11 protein-coding genes are annotated in these 19,037 nt (G+C 39.8%); 4 read left to right on the top strand and 7 right to left on the bottom strand.

Features of this window, described 5'->3' with window-relative positions; genetic code table 11:
• Nucleotides 1–121 precede the first annotated feature (121 nt).
• The gene (gene pepT, locus D7D54_RS02770) at nucleotides 122–1,345 is read left to right on the top strand and encodes a peptidase T (protein WP_020901339.1); all 1,224 of its coding nucleotides are present in this window, start codon (nucleotides 122–124) and stop codon (nucleotides 1,343–1,345) included.
• Between the two features lie 35 nt (nucleotides 1,346–1,380).
• On the opposite strand, the gene D7D54_RS02775 is transcribed toward pepT, so the two are convergent.
• From D7D54_RS02775 to D7D54_RS02805, 7 genes are all read right to left on the bottom strand, one after another.
• The gene (locus D7D54_RS02775; protein WP_120718786.1) at nucleotides 1,381–5,634 is read right to left on the bottom strand and encodes a pneumococcal-type histidine triad protein; all 4,254 of its coding nucleotides are present in this window, start codon (nucleotides 5,632–5,634) and stop codon (nucleotides 1,381–1,383) included.
• Nucleotides 5,635–5,641: 7 nt separating this feature from the next.
• Nucleotides 5,642–6,532: a zinc-binding lipoprotein AdcAII gene (gene adcAII, locus D7D54_RS02780; protein ID WP_414302788.1), complete on the bottom strand. Its 891-nt coding sequence runs from the start codon at nucleotides 6,530–6,532 to the stop codon at nucleotides 5,642–5,644.
• 180 nt (nucleotides 6,533–6,712) lie between these two features.
• Nucleotides 6,713–9,298 carry a pneumococcal-type histidine triad protein gene (locus D7D54_RS02785; protein WP_120718788.1) on the bottom strand — a complete coding sequence of 862 codons (2,586 nt, stop codon included), beginning with the start codon at nucleotides 9,296–9,298 and terminating at the stop codon, nucleotides 6,713–6,715.
• Nucleotides 9,299–9,455: 157 nt separating this feature from the next.
• Nucleotides 9,456–11,987 (bottom strand): pneumococcal-type histidine triad protein, encoded by a 2,532-nt coding sequence (locus tag D7D54_RS02790; protein WP_120718789.1) that lies wholly within the window; start codon nucleotides 11,985–11,987, stop codon nucleotides 9,456–9,458.
• A 7-nt stretch (nucleotides 11,988–11,994) separates the two neighbouring features.
• On the bottom strand, nucleotides 11,995–12,912 hold the full coding sequence (gene adcAII, locus D7D54_RS02795; protein WP_120718790.1) for a zinc-binding lipoprotein AdcAII: 918 nt from the start codon (nucleotides 12,910–12,912) through the stop codon (nucleotides 11,995–11,997).
• A gap of 141 nt (nucleotides 12,913–13,053) precedes the next feature.
• On the bottom strand, nucleotides 13,054–14,787 hold the full coding sequence (ptsP, locus tag D7D54_RS02800) for a phosphoenolpyruvate--protein phosphotransferase (RefSeq protein ID WP_004241506.1): 1,734 nt from the start codon (nucleotides 14,785–14,787) through the stop codon (nucleotides 13,054–13,056).
• 5 nt (nucleotides 14,788–14,792) lie between these two features.
• Nucleotides 14,793–15,056: a phosphocarrier protein HPr gene (locus D7D54_RS02805; RefSeq protein ID WP_000146947.1), complete on the bottom strand. Its 264-nt coding sequence runs from the start codon at nucleotides 15,054–15,056 to the stop codon at nucleotides 14,793–14,795.
• A gap of 350 nt (nucleotides 15,057–15,406) precedes the next feature.
• On the opposite strand from D7D54_RS02805, the gene nrdH reads away from it, so the two are divergent.
• From nrdH to nrdF, 3 genes are all read left to right on the top strand, one after another.
• A complete protein-coding gene (nrdH, locus tag D7D54_RS02810) occupies nucleotides 15,407–15,625 on the top strand; it encodes a glutaredoxin-like protein NrdH (protein ID WP_000259240.1) in 219 nt (72 codons plus the stop codon).
• Nucleotides 15,626–15,705: 80 nt separating this feature from the next.
• Nucleotides 15,706–17,865, top strand: a complete 2,160-nt coding sequence (gene nrdE, locus D7D54_RS02815; RefSeq protein WP_120718791.1) for a class 1b ribonucleoside-diphosphate reductase subunit alpha — start codon at nucleotides 15,706–15,708, stop codon at nucleotides 17,863–17,865.
• Nucleotides 17,866–18,054: 189 nt separating this feature from the next.
• Complete coding sequence (gene nrdF, locus D7D54_RS02820) at nucleotides 18,055–19,017, top strand: class 1b ribonucleoside-diphosphate reductase subunit beta (RefSeq protein ID WP_000451386.1); 963 nt, start codon at nucleotides 18,055–18,057, stop codon at nucleotides 19,015–19,017.
• Nucleotides 19,018–19,037 lie beyond the last annotated feature (20 nt).

A 19,037-nucleotide genomic window follows, 5' to 3' on the forward strand; every position in this document is an offset into this window, starting at 1 on the left:
ATTTTATCATTAATTCGTTGATAAGTAAACGCCAACATAGCGAATTTCCCTAACTTCAGTCTTTTGTTTTTCTCTCTTTTCTATGATACAATGGAAAAAATGAATTCAAAAGGAGTTTTTTATGACTTATCCCAATCTCTTGGACCGCTTTTTAACCTACGTTAAGGTCAACACGCGCTCTGATGAACACTCTACTACTACTCCAAGTACACAGAGTCAGGTTGATTTCGCAACCAATGTTCTTATCCCTGAAATGAAACGTGTCGGACTGCAAAACGTCTACTACCTTCCAAATGGTTTTGCGATTGGTACCTTGCCAGCCAATGATCCGTCTTTAACACGTAAAATTGGCTTCATCTCCCATATGGATACTGCTGACTTTAATGCCGAAGGAGTCAATCCACAGCTAATTGAAAACTACGATGGTGGTGTGATTAAACTTGGAAATTCTGGTTTCAAACTCGATCCAGCTGACTTTAAGAGTCTTGAGAAATATCCAGGACAAACACTCATCACAACAGATGGAACAACCTTGCTAGGAGCTGATGACAAGTCAGGAATTGCTGAGATTATGACTGCCATTGAATATCTGACTGCCCATCCTGAAATCAAGCACTGTGAGATTCGTGTTGGTTTTGGTCCAGATGAAGAAATCGGTGTTGGTGCTAATAAATTTGATGCAGAAGATTTTGATGTTGATTTTGCCTACACAGTTGATGGTGGGCCACTAGGTGAGCTTCAGTACGAGACCTTTTCAGCAGCGGGTGCTGAATTGCATTTTCAAGGACGCAATGTCCACCCTGGTACTGCCAAAGGTCAGATGGTCAACGCCCTTCAGCTAGCAATTGATTTTCATAATCAACTTCCAGAGAATGACCGACCCGAGTTAACAGAAGGTTACCAAGGATTCTACCACCTAATGGATGTGACAGGTAGTGTCGAAGAGGCGCGTGCAAGCTACATCATTCGTGATTTTGAAAAAGATGCCTTTGAAGCTCGTAAAGCAACAATGCAGTCTATCACTGATAAGATGAATCAAGAACTTGGTAGCGACCGTGTCACCCTAAACTTGACAGACCAGTACTACAATATGAAAGAAGTCATTGAAAAAGATATGACTCCAATTACCATTGCCAAAGCAGTTATGGAAGATTTGGGGATTACTCCTATAATCGAACCAATCCGTGGAGGGACAGACGGCTCTAAAATCTCCTTTATGGGAATCCCAACTCCCAATATCTTTGCAGGAGGAGAAAATATGCATGGACGTTTTGAATACGTCAGCCTTCAGACTATGGAACGTGCAGTTGATACCATCATTGGTATCGTAGCTTATAAAGACTAAAAAGACGAGGTAGCTTAGCTACTTCGCCTTTCTTTTTATTCTGCTGGTTTTTCTTGATTTCCAGTACTTGTTGTAGATTCTGTTGTTTCCTTTTCTGAAGATGATTCAGCAGGTTTAGAATCTGTTGTGTTGCTTGGTTTGTTTTCGTCGCTTGCAGTTTCACTATTTGATTCTGCAGTTGCTAATGTTTCAGTTTCGGTACTTGTCTTGTCACCATTTGCCTCAGCATTTGTTGCTGGAGTTGCTTCTTCACTCGCACTTGATTTTGACTTGATTTCTTGATTCAAGACTAGGATAGCTTTTGTCAATTCAAGTAAAGCGGCTTTATCCTTACTCTTAGCAGAAAGTTGATCTAGTAATGCATCCACCTTATCAAAGTCGGCATCAGAACCCTTATTGTTTTCTAAGTATGCGTGAAGCGACATAAGAATATCGTAGAGTTTTTGATAAAGTACAAGTGTCTGAGGATCTTGCTCTGCATTTTCCTTCTCTTGTTGAAGGGCGCTAGCGATACGAGTCAAGACATCTTTTACCTGGCTGTTTACTTCATCCAAGTCTGCATCAACCTTGTTTGTAGCAGCTTTGAGATTTTCTACTTCTTCTGCCAAGGATTGTCTGATTCCTTCTTCTTGGATTTGTTCCAAGAGTTGATGTGCCTTGCTCAAGAGGCTTTCTACCTCTTCCTTGCTAACATGATTGACATGTTCTTCAGGCATAAAGTCTCCGTACAATTCTTTCAAGAAGCCATAAATAGCTGTCTTGGCAGTTTGGTTATCTACTTTTTCAGTATCTAGAACTGTTTTCGTTGATTTCGCAGTAGTTGGTTGAGCTTTCAAAGCTTCTTCCACTTCTTGTTTTGCTTGATAGATACTTGGGAATAATCTGTTCAATTCTGCTGCCTTAAGGAAGGATTGAGATTGATACAAGGTCCAAGTCAACTGAGCCACTTTGTTTCGAAGTTCATCATTTAAACGACCGTCATTTACGTGTTCGTAGAAATACTTGATGTATTCTACAGTTGTAACACCTGTTCGATCATTAAAGTCTTGAAGAGCTTGAAGTTGTGATTCAACCGCTACTAAAGCAGCCTCATCTTTTGCCAATTTAGCTTCTTGGAGTCGAACGAGAAGGTCTTTCTTAGGAAGTCCATAAGAGTCTGTATCCAGTGTGTTAATTTTATCAATCAAGGCTTGATATTTCTTATCTAGAGCACTTGTTTCAACAGGTTTGACACTTTCATCAATATGAATATATTGCTTATCAAAGAGATCAAGTGTCGCAAGATAACCTGCTGTAGAGTTAGTTGCCAGTTTCTTCATGTTCTCAGTAAACTGACCTAAGGCTAACTCAATCTGTCTTTGTTCGATAGGCTTGTCTTTGTAGATATTTCTGCTATCAGCTAAAAGTTGATCTACTTTTTCCAAGACTGCCTTCTCATCAAAAGCTCCAGGTTGATAGTTAGATTGTAGGGCTGGAATCTTGTTTTTCAACGCTACTTCATAGCCCTTCGTTTGAACCTTGATGTAATGATTGTGGTCGCCATGAGGAATCACAAAACTACCATTTTCTACCTGTAAGCTATAAGGAGACACACCATCTCGCAAAGCAGTCGTGTAGAGTTCATTTAGGAAATCAAGTTCTGGATTCCCAGTTTGAAGAGGAATCCGAACGTGTTCTTTACGAACAGCATAGGGATGGATATGAGTTGGATCGTATGCTTGGTCTGGGTTTCCAAAGACAAAGAATCCGTTTGAAATTCTAATAGCTTCAAGTGGAACGCCGTATGTCTTAGAAATGTAAGCAATCTTTTCTTCATCGCTAGCATCTCTTGAGAAAGACTCTACCGTTTTAGCAAGAGGTTTTACAGGCTCTGCATCATGATGTGTTTTCAAATGGTCTTGTGCAGCCTTAATTTGGTCTGCTGTCAAGTCTTTCTTGAAAAAGTAATGATTGTGGTCACCATGACTCATGACAAAACCTTGCTCATCCTCACTGATGACACGATTGGAATCAAAACCATGATCGTGTTCTTCACCATGATGATGTCCATGATCATCACCATCGTGCTTATCATCCTGAGCTGGACTTGGTGTTACTGGCGTCTTAGCTCTTAAATGATCTTGTGCTGCCTTGATTTGATCAGCTGTCAAATCCTTCTTGAAGAAGTAATGATTATGGTCACCATGACTCATGACAAATCCTTGCTCATCCTCATTGATGACACGATTAGCATCAAAACCGTGATCATGGTCTTCATCATGTTTGCGACCATGATTATCTTTATCATGTTCATCATCATGGGCTAGGCTTGGTGTTACTGGAGTTTTACCTCTCAAATGATCCTGAGCCGCCTTGATTTGTTCTGGTGTTAGATCCTTCTTAAAGAAGTAATGATTGTGGTCACCATGAGTCATGACAAAGCCTGCCGCATCTTCACTGATAATTCGATTGACATCGAAATCATGGCCATGTTCGTCATGGTGATGACCGTGTGTATCTTCATCGTGATCATCATGGGCTAGACTTGGTGTTGCTGGACTTGCACCTTTCAAGTGTTCTTGCGCTGCCTTGATTTGATCAGCAGTCAAATCCTTCTTGAAGAAGTAATGATTGTGGTCGCCGTGTGACATGACAAAACCTTGCTCATCCTCACTGATGACACGATCGGCATCAAAACCGTGAGCATGGTCTTCACCATGTTTGTGGCCATGATTATCGTTATCGTGTTCATCATCATGGGCTGGGCTTGGTGTTACTGATGTTTTACCTCTCAAATGATCCTGCGCGGCCTTGATTTGTTCTGGTGTTAGATTCTTCTTAAAGAAGTAATGATTGTGATCACCGTGTGACATGACAAAGCCTTGATCATCCTCACTGATGACACGATTGGCATCAAAACCATGATCATGGTCTTCATCATGATGGTTCCCATGATTATCTTTATCGTGTTCATCATCATGTGCTGGACTTGGTGTTACTGGCGTCTTACCTCTTAAATGATCTCGGGCAGCCTTAATTTGCTCTGCTGTCAAATCTTTCTTAAAGAAGTAATGATTATGATCACCGTGTGACATGACAAAGCCTTTAACATCCTCACTGATGACACGATTGGCATCAAAACCATGATCATGGTCTTCATCATGATGAGCGTCATGTTCATGTTCGTCATGCTTAGGTGCCTGACTTCCATGGTCACCGTCTTGCTCATGATGATGGTTTTGCTGAGTAGGTTTTTCTGCTGGTTTGCTTGGATTCTCCAATGGTGTTGGTTTCTCACTGTCACTAGTTAGAGGAATCATTCTCGCAATCTTTTCTTCTAATGCAGAAAGCTTTGTATATGGAATGAAATGATAGTGATTTCCATGAGGAATCGCTACACCACTCGGTGTCCTGCTTAAAATCTTAGCAGGATCAAAAGTCAAACCATCCGATTCAGCATATCGTTGAGTACTTGGAAGAGCATAGAGCTGCTGTAATAGACTTTGAAGACTCTCGGCTTTATTACTTGGTATTTCAGCCTGTTGAATAGGCTTGGTAGCTTGACCAGTCCCATTTGTACTTGGACGATAGTCAGTCACACTAGGCTGATTTCTAGTTCCAGAGAGGTAAGCTTGTGCTGCAGCCAATTCACTAGCAGACAAGGAACTCTTTGGAATGTAGTGGTAATGTCCTCCGTGAGGGACGATATAAGCATCACCAGTATCCTCTATAATATCAGATGCATTAAAGATGTAGCCATCATCAGTAGTATAGCGACCTTGAGATTGAGCAAGCGCCACTGCACTATTAGATGTTGTTGCATCGTGAGTATGACCTTGTTTTTGGCGTTCAATTTCGTCCTTCGAACGAACGTTATCCGCATGTGCCACATCCTTAAGGTAAACATAATACTTACCATCTACCTTGATAATGTAACCACCTTTGACTTCGTTGACAATATCAGCGTCTTTCAATTGATAATTGGCATCTTTCATCAAAAGTTCTTCACTGAAAATCGCATCAAAAGGAACTTTCCCATTATAATAATGGAAATGATCACCGTGTGAAGTCACATAACCTTGATCGGTGATTTTCACAACAATTTGTTCAGCCTGGATATCTTCTTTTTTGCTAACTTGCTCTGGTGTTTGTGTCTCTGTTTTTTGAGTGTCTTGTTTCCCATCGACATAAGATACACGATTCGTATCTTTATTCTCTCCTGTCTGATGTTGATTCAATGCATAAATACAAAGACTTAAAGAAAGGACAACAGCTGCACCAGCAGCAAGTTTCTTCTTATTTATTTTCATTCTTTCCTCATTTCAATTCTTCTGCTAAAATACTCATATTGTCTTCTAGGTTTTCTAGATAAGTTTTGTCATTTTGTGGGTCTGCCTCTAAAGGATTCAGAGTTTTAAGACCCACACCTGTTGATTTGACAAGAGTTTCAGCTACTTTTGAAGAAGCATTACTTTCTGTAAAAATCGTCTTAACCTTATAGGTTTTAACAAATTCCTGAATTTCTGTTAGTTGTCTTGGACTTGGTTCTTGTTCTGGAGAGATACCTGCAATACCAAGTTGATTGAGTCCAAATCGCTTAGCCAGATAAGAAAAGGCTGTATGTTGGGTTACAAATGTTTTCTGACTCGCTTTTTCAAATTTAGGTTGGAATTTCTTAGTCAATTCTTGAGCTTTTTTGATAAAGGCTTGCGCATTTTTTTGATAAGTTTCTTTATGTTCACTATCAACCTCTGAAAGTTTATCAGCAATAATTTGGGCTTCTTCTCCAGCTTTTTCAGGATCTAGCCAAGTATGAGGGTCATAGAGCGTTTTTTCATCAACTCCATCCCCTGCTCCCACATCTTCTAGCCCTGGGACGCGGTCTAAAGTCATTCCCTCTGAAGCCTCTAAAACCTTCACTTTAGATTTTTTAAGATTGGGATCCAGACTTCCTGCCCAAGATTCGAGCGTATGCGAATGGTAAACAAAGACATCCGCATCATAGATGGCTGCGATATCATTTGCTGAAGGTTCGAAGGAGTGAATTCCGCTACTTGACTGAATCATTCGAACATCATTCAAGTCACCAGATACTTCCTTGACCATGGCATAGATAGGATAAAAACTGGTCACAATTTTCATCCCTTTACCTGACTGGCTTTCCTTTTGGTCACAAGCAGCTAATACCAGAACCAATACACTGGTCATCAATACTAAAATCGTCCTCTTTTTCACTATAACTCCTTAACTAGTGTTTAACCATTTAATTAACTAGTAAATAGTTTATCTTTATTTAGAAAATATGTCAAGAATTTTTACACAATTTCATAAAAAAGAGAACAGAATCCATATTCTGCTCCCTTTTTATCTTCTATAATAGTTGTATAGTTACTTACTCTCCTTTAACAAGACTAATAGCTTTTCAGCTTCTGCCATAATAGTATTGTTGTCCTGAGAACCAAATAACAGGTTATTTTTTAATCCTGTGAGAGTTTCGTTGGCATTTGACTTAAGAATTGGATCCTTAATCTTTTTAAGTAGCTCTTGCGCCTCTCTCAGTTTTTCTTCAACCTTTTCAGTTTCAACCTGAGGTCCCTCTGGTTCCGATGGTAATTCTTCTTCTGATTCCTCTGATTCTTTTGGTTTTGGAGATTCTGCTTTCTCATTTTTCGGTTTTTCTTCGCGAGGTTTTTCCTCCTCAATTTTTTCTGTCTGAGGTTTCTCCTCTGTTGGTTTCTCTGTTTGATTGTTAGCAGCTTGACTATTGTGGTTTCTTTGAACATGGTCGCTCGCATTGCCCCAACCACTATCTGAATGCGGACGTTCGTTTGGATGTTCAACATAATACTTCACAGTTTCAAATAGCTCTTCTAAAGTATACCCCTTAGGTGCCTCATAAAGTCCTTCGTCAAACCACTCAAATTTGATGTTATGATAATGGTCATAATGAGGTATAATCAAACTTCCATTTTTAACTTCCACAGTATGTTGGAGATTGTAAGGCATACGGTCAAGTGGTACCTTCTTAGCTGCTTTTACTCGATTGTAAATCGCTTCTGCTCCCTTAGCCTCAGTATTTCCTGAACTTTGATGATTTGTTGAAGGAGGCGTCAAACCTTTCTCTTTAGCATAAGCTTGACCTGCTGCTCTTTCAGCTTCAGACAAACTATCTTTCTTAATCCAATGACTGTGGCTCATATGCGGAGTTACATAGGCATCCCCCTCATCACTGGTGATATCACGGGGATCAAAGATATAGCCATCTTCTGTTGTATACTTGCCTGCCAACTTGGCTACTTGAATCTCATCATCTGTGTAAGCTATTTGTGCATTTAGTTTTCCTAAACGTTCTGGATGACGAATCGGCGCTAGAAAAGTAAGGATATCATCAACTAACTTGACCTTATCACTTGACTCATCGTTGAGACGTTCCAATAGTCTATCAAAAGCGTCAAAATCAGCTTGACGCCCTTTATTGGAAATCAAATCTTGGTGAACTGTTGCTAGTAAATCATAAACTTTGTTGTAAAATTTTTGATCACCAGATGCAAGATTGGTTTTCTTAGCTCTTAACTCATGAGACAAACTTTCTTGTTTAGCAAGTTTATCATCAATGGCTGCAACAGTTTCTGCTGAAAGTTCCTTGGCAGAGATATAACGCGAAGTTCCATTCTCTTCAAAGACATAACCATCAACCACCTTTCGAATCGCCTGTTTTACCAATTTTCCATCAATTGGATTGCTTGGAGCTGGTTGAGGATTTGGTACAGGTTGTGGACTTGGTATTGGGGTAGGCTCTGGAGCAGGAATTGGTTTTGGAAGGCTTGGAGTCGGAATTGGTTTTAATTCTTTACCACCTGCAGTAGTATGATTTCCTTGATAATTTTCAGAAATCATTCTCGCAATCTTCTGCTCTAAGTCAGACATTTGAGAATAAGGGATAAAGTGATAGTGATCTCCATGTGGCACTGCAACACCATTCGCAGTTTTTCTTGTAATCTGCGCTGGATCAAAAACAAGCCCATCTGATTCCACATGTCGTTGGCTAAGCGGCAAGGCATAAAGCTGTTTCAAGAGACTGGATACGTCTTCACTCGGATTTGCTTGATAACTATTATCCACCTGTGGGCTAACACTTGGAGTCCATCTTCTGGTATTTGCTTCAACATTGCTTTGATTCGTTTGTCCATATGAACTACTATTCGGTGTCTCTGATGCGCTACTGCTAGAAGAATTTGTTGAAGGACGATAGCCAACTGAGCTTGGCTGATTAGTTTTTCCAGCTAGGAAGGCTTGAGCTGCAGCTAATTCACTAGCCGACAAGTCACTCTTAGGAATATAGTGGAAATGATTGCCATGAGGAACGATATAGGCATCACCTGTATCTTCTATAATATCAGACGCATTGAAGATATAACCATCATCCGTTGTATAGCGGCCTTGAGCTCTAGCAGCGACTACCGCTTTATCGCTAGAACCACCTCCGTGATTACTACCGTGTTCCTGCTTCTGACGATTGATTTCTTCTTTTGTTCGAATATTATCCGCATGAGCTGCATCTTTCATGTAAACATAGTATTTCCCGTCTACCTTAATCACATAGCCACCCTTGATTTCATTGACAATGTCTGAATCCTTCAACTGATAATTCGGATCTTTCATGAGGAGTTCTTCACTAATGATAGCATCATAAGGAACCTTGCCATTATAGTAATGATAATGGTCTCCATGAGAAGTCACATAACCTTGATCCGTAATCTTGATAACAATTTGCTCGGCATTTATGCCTTCTTTTTTACTGACTTCATCAGGTGTCAAATTTTCTGCCTTTTGGCTTGGTTGTTTACCGTCTATATATGAAACACGGTTACTTTCTTTTACAGTTTGGGCTTGATGCAAACCTAGTTCATAAGCACAGACACTTAAAACAAGTGCAGCTGCTGACCCAGCTAGATATTTTTTATTGATTTTCATTCTTTCCTCTTTTCTTAACTCTATTTGATTCACTATAAAACAATAAACCAGTTAATTAACTAGTTAATAGTTTACTCCTTTTAGTACTGCTTGTCAAGAATTTTTCGTATATACATAATAAAAATGAAAGCCTCTTTATCGAGACTCCCATTTTTCATTAGTTTGTTTTTTCCTTATTTACAGGCGAAGGATTACTACCTTTTAACAACGCAAGTAATTTTTCTGCTTCTGCCATGATACCATTATTATCCATGGTTTGGAGACTCAAATTATTTCGTAAACCAGCTAGGGTTTCTGTCGCATTGCCTTTCAGACTAGCATCTGTTACTTTAGCAAGTAAAACTTCTGCTTCTTTAAGCTTGGCTTCTACTTTTTCAGTCTCTACTTGAGGAACTTCTGGCTCAGCAGGTGTTTCCTCTACTGGTTCTTCATCCGCTTTGAAGTTCTTTTTGGGATCTTCACTGTGGTCTTTCTTACCTAAGACATGCTCGCTGGCATTTCCCCATCCGTCATTAGAATGTGGACGTTCATCAGGATGTTCAACATAGTACTTAATCGTCGCAAATAAGTCTTCCAAGGTATAGCCATTTGGAGCCTTGTATGAATGATCATCAAACCAAGCAAATTTAATGTTATGGTAATGATCCTTGTGAGGAATAATCAAATTACCATTTTTAACTTCTACTGTATGCTCGACCATGTATGGAAGTCGAACGAGTGGAATTCGTTTCTCTCCTTTCACACGATTGTAAATAGCCGCTGCACTATCTCCAGTTGGATTTGCTTGAGCATCTGCGTCTGCGGACGGAGGTAGAATTCTTTTTTCTTTAGTATAATATTGAGCCGCAGCTTTTTCCTTATCAGAAAGGCTGTCTTTTCCAATCCAGTGACTATGGCCCATATGAGGCGTTACATAGGCATCCCCCTCATCACTGATAATATCATGTTCGTCAAAAATGTAACCATCTGACGTTGTATACTTATCAGCTAATTGAGCAATACGAACTTCGTTTTCGGTATATTCAATTTGAGAATTTTGTTTTCCAAGTCGCTCAGGATGGGTAATTGGTGCTAGGAATGCCAATAAATCATCTACCAATTTTCCTTTATTAGAAGATTCATCATTCAAGCGTTCTGCTAATTTGTCTAAGGCTTGGAAATCAGAAACGCGACCCTTATTTTCAGACAAGGCTTTATGAGCCTCAGCCAACAGATTATATGCTTTATCATAAAATTCTTGGTCACGAGGAGCAACTTTTTCTTTTTTAGTAGTTAAAGCGTGTGACACACTCTCTTGTTTTGATAACTTGCTTTCAAGATTTTTAACAGTTTCAGATGGTAAATCTTTCGCAAAAACATAGCGTGAGATTCCTTTTTCTTCGAAAACATATCCTTCTCCAACTTTTCGTACCAGCTGACTAACCAAAGAAGAATTTGAGTCTATTTTAGGATTTGGAGTAGGAGCCGGTTTTACCATAGGTTTCAAAGGTTTTAAGGTAAGAGCTGGCAAAACAGGAGATGGAATTAAATTTGGAAGACTTGGAGTCGGAATTGGTTTTAATTCTTTACCACCTGCAGTAGTATGATTTCCTTGATAATTTTCAGAAATCATTCTTGCAATCTTCTGCTCTAAGTGAGACATTTGAGAATAAGGGATAAAGTGATAATGATCTCCGTGTGGCACTGCAACACCATTCGCAGTTTTTCTTGTAATCTGCGCTGGATCAAAGACAAGTCCATCTGATTCCACGTGTCGTTGGCTAAGCGGCAAGGCATAAAGCTGTTTCAGGAGACTAGATACGTCTTCACTCGGACTAGCTTGATAACTATTATCTACTTGTGGGCTAACACTTGGAGTCCATCTTCTAGTATTTGCCTCAACATTGCTTTGATTCGTTTGTCCATATGAACTACTATTCGATGCCTCTGATGCGCTACTGCTAGAAGAATTTGTTGAAGGACGATAGCCAACTGAGCTTGGTTGATTACCTTTTCCAGCTAGGAAGGCTCGAGCTGCAGCTAATTCACTGGCAGACAAGTCACTCTTAGGAATATAGTGGAAATGGTTGCCATGAGGAACGATATAGGCATCACCTGTATCTTCTATAATATCAGACGCATTGAAGATATAACCATCATCCGTTGTATAGCGGCCCTGAGCTCTAGCAGCGACTACTGCTTTATCGCTAGAACCACCTCCGTGATTACTACTGTGTTCTTGCTTCTGACGAGTAATTTCTTCTTTTGAGCGAACATTATCAGCATGCGCTGCATCCTTAAGATAGACATAATACTTACCATCTACCTTAATCACATAGCCACCCTTGATTTCATTGATAATGTCTGAATCCTTCAACTGATAATTTGGATCTTTCATCAGAAGTTCTTCACTGAAAATCGCATCAAAAGGAACTTTCCCATTGTAATAATGGAAATGATCACCGTGTGAAGTCACATAACCTTGATCCGTAATCTTGATAACGATTTGCTCGGCATTAATACCTTCTTTTTTACTGACTTCATCAGGTGTCAAATTTTCTGCCTTTTGGCTTGGTTGTTTACCGTCTATATATGAAACACGGTTACTTTCTTTTACAGTTTGGCCTTGATGCAAACCTAGTTCATAAGCACAGACACTTAAAGCAAGTGCAGCTGCTGACCCAGCTAGATATTTTTTATTGATTTTCATTCTTTCCTCACTTTAATTCTTCTGCTAAAACACTCATATTTTCTTCTAGATTTTCTAAGTAAGTTTTGTCATTTTGTGGGTCTGCCTCTAAAGGATTCAGAGTTTTAAGACCCACACCTGTTGATTTGACAAGAGTTTCAGCTACTTTTGAAGAAGCATTACTTTCTGTAAAAATCGTTTTGACCTTATAGGTTTTAACAAATTCCTGAATTTCTGTTAGTTGTCTTGGACTTGGTTCTTGTTCTGGAGAGATACCTGCGATTCCAAGTTGATTGAGTCCAAATCGCTTAGCCAGATAAGAAAAGGCTGTATGTTGTGTTACAAATGTTTTCTGACTCGCTTTTTCAAATTTAGGCTGGAATTTCTTAGTCAATTCTTGAGCTTTTTTGATAAAGGCTTGCGCATTTTTTTGATAAGTTTCTTTATGCTCACTATCAACCTCTGAAAGTTTATCAGCGATAATCTGAGCTTCTTCGCCAGCTTTTTCAGGATCTAGCCAAGTATGAGGGTCATAAAGCGTTTTTTCATCAACTCCATCACCTGCTTCCACATCTTCTAGACCAGGGACACGATCCAATGTCATTCCTTCAGAAGCCTCTAAAACCTTAACTTTGGATTTTTTTAGATTGGGGTCCAGACTTCCTGCCCAAGATTCGAGCGTATGAGAATGGTAGACAAATACATCTGCATCATAGATGGCTGCGATATCATTTGCTGAAGGTTCAAAAGAATGAATCCCACTACTTGACTGAATCATCCGAACATCATTCAAGTCACCAGATACTTCCTTAACCATGGCATAGATAGGATAAAAACTGGTCACGATTTTCATCCCTTTCCCTGTCTGGCTTTCTTTTTGACCACAAGCAGCTAAACACAAAAGAAAGACACTTAACAACACTAAAAACAAATTTTGTTTCTTCATAAAAACTCCTTAACTAGTTATTTAACTAGTTAATAGTTTACTCTTATTTTTTTTATTGTCAAGCATTTTATGAACTAGTTAATAGATTTTCTGATTTTAAACTATAAAAAACCTTGCAACTTAGTTGCAAGGACTTTTCGATTAATCAAAATTAACGTATTCTTTTTGAAGTTCAAGAACTTCTTCCATTGTTGAACACTCTGTAAGGGCACGGTTAGCATACTCTTCCATCTTAGCAGTATCCAATTTCTTCATCAAGCTACGTGTACGAAGTACAGATGTTGCTGACATAGAGAACTCATCCAAGCCCATTCCGACAAGAAGTGGAACAGCTTTTTGGTCACCAGCCATCTCACCACACATACCAGCCCATTTACCTTCAGCGTGTGCTGCCTTGATAACGTTGTTGATCAAGCGAAGGATTGATGGGTTATATGGTTGGTAAAGGTATGAAACTTGCTCGTTCATACGGTCCGCTGCCATTGAGTATTGGATCAAGTCGTTTGTTCCAATTGACATGAAGTCTACTTCTTTTGCAAATTGGTCTGCAAGCATTGCTGCTGCAGGGATTTCAATCATGATACCAACTTGGATGTCATCCGCAACTGCAACACCTTCAGCAAGAAGGTTTGCTTTTTCTTCTTCATAAACGGCTTTAGCTGCACGGAATTCTTTCAAGAGGGCAACCATTGGGAACATGATACGCAATTGACCATGAACAGAAGCACGAAGAAGGGCACGAATTTGCGTGCGGAACATTGCATCTCCAGTTTCAGAAATAGAGATACGAAGGGCACGGAATCCTAGGAATGGGTTCATTTCGTGTGGCATATCGAAGTAAGGAAGTTCCTTATCTCCACCGATATCCATTGTACGAACAACGACCGGTTTACCATTCATTCCCTCAAGAACAGCCTTGTATGCTTCATACTGCTCGTCTTCTGTTGGGAAGTCTTGAGAATCCATGTACAAGAACTCTGTACGGTAAAGTCCAACAGCTTCTGCACCGTTGTTGTTAACACCTTCAACGTCTTTTGGAGTACCGATGTTAGCAGCCAACTCGAAGTGTTTACCGTCAGCAGTCACTGTTTGAGCATCTTTCAAAAGTGCCCATTCAGCTTTTTGTTTAGCATAAGCTTCACCAGCTGCTTTAAATTCAGCCGCTTGTTCATCTGTTGGGTTGATAATCACTTCACCAGTAATTCCGTTAACGGCAAGGATATCACCGTCTTTCACCACTTCAGTGATGTTATTTGTTCCCAATACAGCTGCAATTTCAAGTGTACGTGCCATGATAGCTGAGTGGCTTGTACGTCCACCGATGTTAGTTACAAAAGCTTTTACAAAGTTTTTGTCCAATTGAGCTGTATCAGATGGTGTCAAGTCATGCGCAATCACGATTACTTCTTCGTTGATAGAAGCTGGGTTTGGCAATTTTTTACCAAGAAGGTTTGCCAATACACGTTTTGTCACGTCGCGGATATCCGCTGCACGTTCTTGCATGTATGGGTTGTCTTCCATGCCTTCAAAGATAGTGATGAACATGTCAGTCACTTCTTTAAGACCTGCTTCTGCATTGACTTTCTTAGCACGGATTGTTTCTTTAATCTGACCAATCAATTCTGGGTCAGCAAGAACCATCAAATGAGCGTCAAAAACTTGAGCCGCTTCTTCACCAAGCGTACCTACAGCTTTCTCACGGATAAGAGAAAGCTCGTTTTGAGAAGCTTCAAGAGCTACATCCAAACGAGCCTCTTCTGCGTTTGTATCTTCGACTGAAACAGTCTCGAATGACAAATCCGGTTGAACGAGTAGATATGCTTTTGCAACTGCAACACCATCAGATGCTGCGATTCCTTTAAGCATTTCTGTCATTTTCCTTATGCCAATCCTTCTTTTTCCATTGTTTCTGAGATTGCAGCGATAGCGTCATCTGCATCTGCACCTTCAGCTGAGATAGTTACATCAGCACCTTGGCCAACACCAAGACTCATAACACCCATGATTGATTTAAGGTTAACTGATTTACCTTTGTACTCAAGAGTGATATCTGAAGCAAATTTGCTTGCAGTTTGTACCAACAATGTTGCTGGACGTGCGTGAATACCTGTTTCTGCCACTACGTGGAAATCTTTAGAAGCCATAGTTTGACTCTCCTTTTGTTCTTTCTTTTTTGAGTTATATGTGATAACCCTTACAATTTGGTATTATACCATCTTCTAGGATTTTTTTCAAGCATTTTATGGGATTTATTCGATTTCCTTTCAGATAACTTGCTGAAAATCTTCTATTCTAGATAACAAAACACAGGATATAGTTTTCCAAAAAACTACTTCTAGGATAATTATCACTATTTCATAAAACAAACACTACATATTGTGTTTTGCAACCTTTAGTAGAAAAATAGACCACTATATTTAGTTTCAAATCATTGACAAAAATTTATTTTCTGATATACTAAGAAAGTAATCTATTTTGAAAGAGGAGTTACACAATGGTAACCGTTTATTCTAAAAACAACTGTGTCCAATGTAAGATGACTAAACGTTTCTTGGACAGTAATAATGTCGCTTATCGTGAAATCAATCTTGATGAGCAACCTGAGTACATCGATCAAGTTAAAGAGCTCGGTTTCAGCGCAGCTCCTGTTATCCAAACACCAACTGAAGTCTTTTCAGGTTTCCAACCAGGAAAACTGAAACAATTAGCATAATCTTAGTACATCATCCAGAAGATACTGCTTCTAGGGCTAACTTAGAAGCCTTTCTTTTGTAATTAGATAAGGGAAATTTTATGGGATTAAAACATCTTGAGGACGTGACTTACTTCCGTCTCAATAACGAAATCAACCGTCCTGTTAATGGACAAATCATGCTTCATAAAGATAAAGAAGCCTTGGATGCCTTCTTTAAAGAAAATGTAGTTCCAAACACTATGGTTTTTGATTCAATCAAAGATAAAATCAACTACCTCATTGAACACAACTACATCGAAACAGCCTTTATCAAGAAATACCGTCCAGAATTCTTGGAAGAATTGTCTCAATTTATCAAAGAACAAAACTTCCAATTCAAGTCTTTCATGGCTGCCTATAAGTTCTATAATCAATATGCCTTGAAGACTAACGACGGTGAATACTATCTTGAAAGTATGGAAGACCGTGTCTTCTTTAACGCCCTTTATTTTGCCGACGGTGATGAAGCCGTTGCAATCGATATTGCCAATGAAATCATCCACCAACGCTACCAACCTGCTACTCCTTCCTTCTTAAATGCTGGACGTGCTCGTCGTGGGGAGTTGGTATCTTGCTTCTTAATCCAAGTAACGGATGATATGAACTCTATCGGACGTTCTATCAACTCGGCTCTTCAACTTTCACGTATTGGTGGTGGTGTGGGAATTACCCTCAGCAACCTTCGTGAAGCGGGCGCACCTATCAAAGGTTATGAAGGTGCCGCTTCTGGTGTCGTACCAGTCATGAAACTCTTCGAAGATAGCTTCTCTTACTCTAACCAATTGGGGCAACGTCAAGGTGCTGGTGTTGTCTACCTCAATGTCTTCCACCCAGATATTATCGCCTTCCTTTCAACTAAGAAAGAAAACGCCGATGAAAAAGTTCGTGTAAAGACTCTTTCACTTGGTGTTGTAGTACCCGATAAATTCTACGAACTAGCTCGTAAAAATGAAGAAATGTACCTCTTCAGCCCTTACTCAGTAGAGCTTGAATACGGTGTGCCATTTAACTACATCGACATCACTGAAAAATACGATGAGCTAGTCGCAAATCCAAATATCCGCAAGACAAAAATCAAGGCGCGTGATTTGGAAACTGAAATCTCTAAATTGCAACAAGAATCTGGCTACCCTTATGTAGTCAACATCGACACAGCTAACCGTGCAAATCCTGTTGATGGTAAGATTATCATGAGCAACTTGTGTTCTGAGATTCTTCAAGTCCAAGAACCAAGCTTGATCAACGATGCCCAAGAATTCCTTCAAATGGGAACGGATGTTTCATGTAACCTTGGTTCAACCAACGTGGTTAACATGATGACTTCACCTGACTTTGGTCGTTCTATCCGTGCTATGGTGCGTGCCTTAACTTTCGTTACAGATAGTTCACACATCGTAGCTGTTCCTACCATCGACCACGGAAATAGCCAAGCTCATACCTTTGGTCTTGGTGCAATGGGACTTCACAGCTACCTTGCCCAACAATTGATTGAATATGGATCGCCTGAGTCTGTTGAATTTACAAGCATCTACTTTATGCTTATGAACTACTGGACCTTGGTAGAATCAAACAATATCGCGCGTGAACGTGGTATTACCTTCCATAACTTTGAAAAATCAGACTATGCTAACGGAAGCTACTTTGACAAGTATGTAACTGGCGAGTTTGTTCCAAAATCAGAACGTGTTAAGGAACTCTTCAAAGATGTCTTTATCCCAAGTGCTGCTGATTGGGCTGAACTTCGCGACAAGGTTCAAGCAGATGGTCTTTACCACCAAAACCGCCTTGCTGTAGCGCCAAATGGTTCTATCAGTTACATCAACGACGTTTCTGCTTCTATCCACCCGATTACGCAACGTATCGAAGAACGTCAAGAAAAGAAAATCGGTAAAATCTACTATCCTGCTGCTGGCTTGTCAACAGAAACCATTCCTTACTACACTTCTGCCTACGACATGGATATGCGTAAGGTGATTGATGTCTATGCTGCTGCAACTGAGCACGTGGACCAAGGACTATCACTCACCCTCTTCATGCGTAGTGACATTCCAAAAGGTCTTTACGAATGGAAGAAAGAAAACAAACAAACGACACGTGACTTGTCAATCCTTCGTAACTATGCCTTTAACAAGGGTATCAAGTCTATCTACTACGTCCGTACCTTTACAGATGATGGTGGAGAAGTCGGTGCCAACCAATGTGAAAGCTGTGTGATTTAATCTTTCCTTGAGAAAACTACTTTTTCTCAGATAAGTGATTCATTCACCCTGCTAAACTAGAATAAGCATCTATACTATGAAATAACAAAAAGTCGGGCTTCCGACTTTTTGTGCGATACTCCTCTAGAATTATGATAAAATAGAAGTAATTGTGAGTTCGCAATACTAAACACAGAAAGAGATTTCAAAATGGAAACTTACTACAAAGCCATTAACTGGAATGCCATCGAAGATGTCATCGACAAATCAACTTGGGAAAAACTGACGGAGCAATTCTGGCTTGATACACGTATTCCTTTGTCAAATGACTTGGATGACTGGAGAAAGCTATCAAATGTAGAAAAAGACTTGGTTGGAAAAGTCTTTGGTGGTTTAACCCTTCTCGACACTATGCAATCTGAAACTGGGGTTCAAGCCCTTCGCGCAGACATCCGTACACCACATGAGGAAGCTGTTTTCAATAACATCCAATTTATGGAATCTGTCCACGCTAAATCTTACTCATCAATCTTTTCTACCTTGAATACTAAGGCTGAGATTGAAGAAATTTTCGAATGGACCAATACCAATCCTTACCTACAAAAGAAGGCTGAGATCGTCAACGAAATCTACCTAAACGGTAGCCCACTTGAAAAGAAAGTTGCCAGCGTTTTCCTTGAAACCTTCCTCTTCTACTCTGGTTTCTTCACTCCCCTCTACTATCTTGGTAACAATAAACTAGCCAACGTCGCTGAAATCATTAAATTGATCATTCGTGATGAGTCTGTTCACGGAACCTATATCGGATACAAATTCCAACTCGGTTTCAATGAATTGCCTGAAGAAGAGCAAGAAAAACTCAAAGAATGGATGTACGACCTGCTCTACACTCTTTATGAAAATGAAGAAGGCTATACAGAAAGCCTCTATGACGGTGTTGGTTGGACGGAAGAAGTCAAAACCTTCCTTCGCTACAATGCCAACAAGGCACTCATGAACCTGGGACAAGATCCACTCTTCCCAGACTCAGCAGATGATGTCAACCCAATCGTTATGAACGGTATTTCAACAGGAACTTCCAACCACGACTTCTTCTCTCAAGTCGGAAATGGTTACCTCCTTGGTGAAGTTGAAGCCATGCAAGACGATGACTACAACTACGGTTTGGACTAAGGTCATCTATTTTATAAGTG

It is taken from the genome of Streptococcus chosunensis (assembly GCF_003626515.1).
In the GTDB taxonomy this organism is placed as follows: domain Bacteria; phylum Bacillota; class Bacilli; order Lactobacillales; family Streptococcaceae; genus Streptococcus; species Streptococcus chosunensis.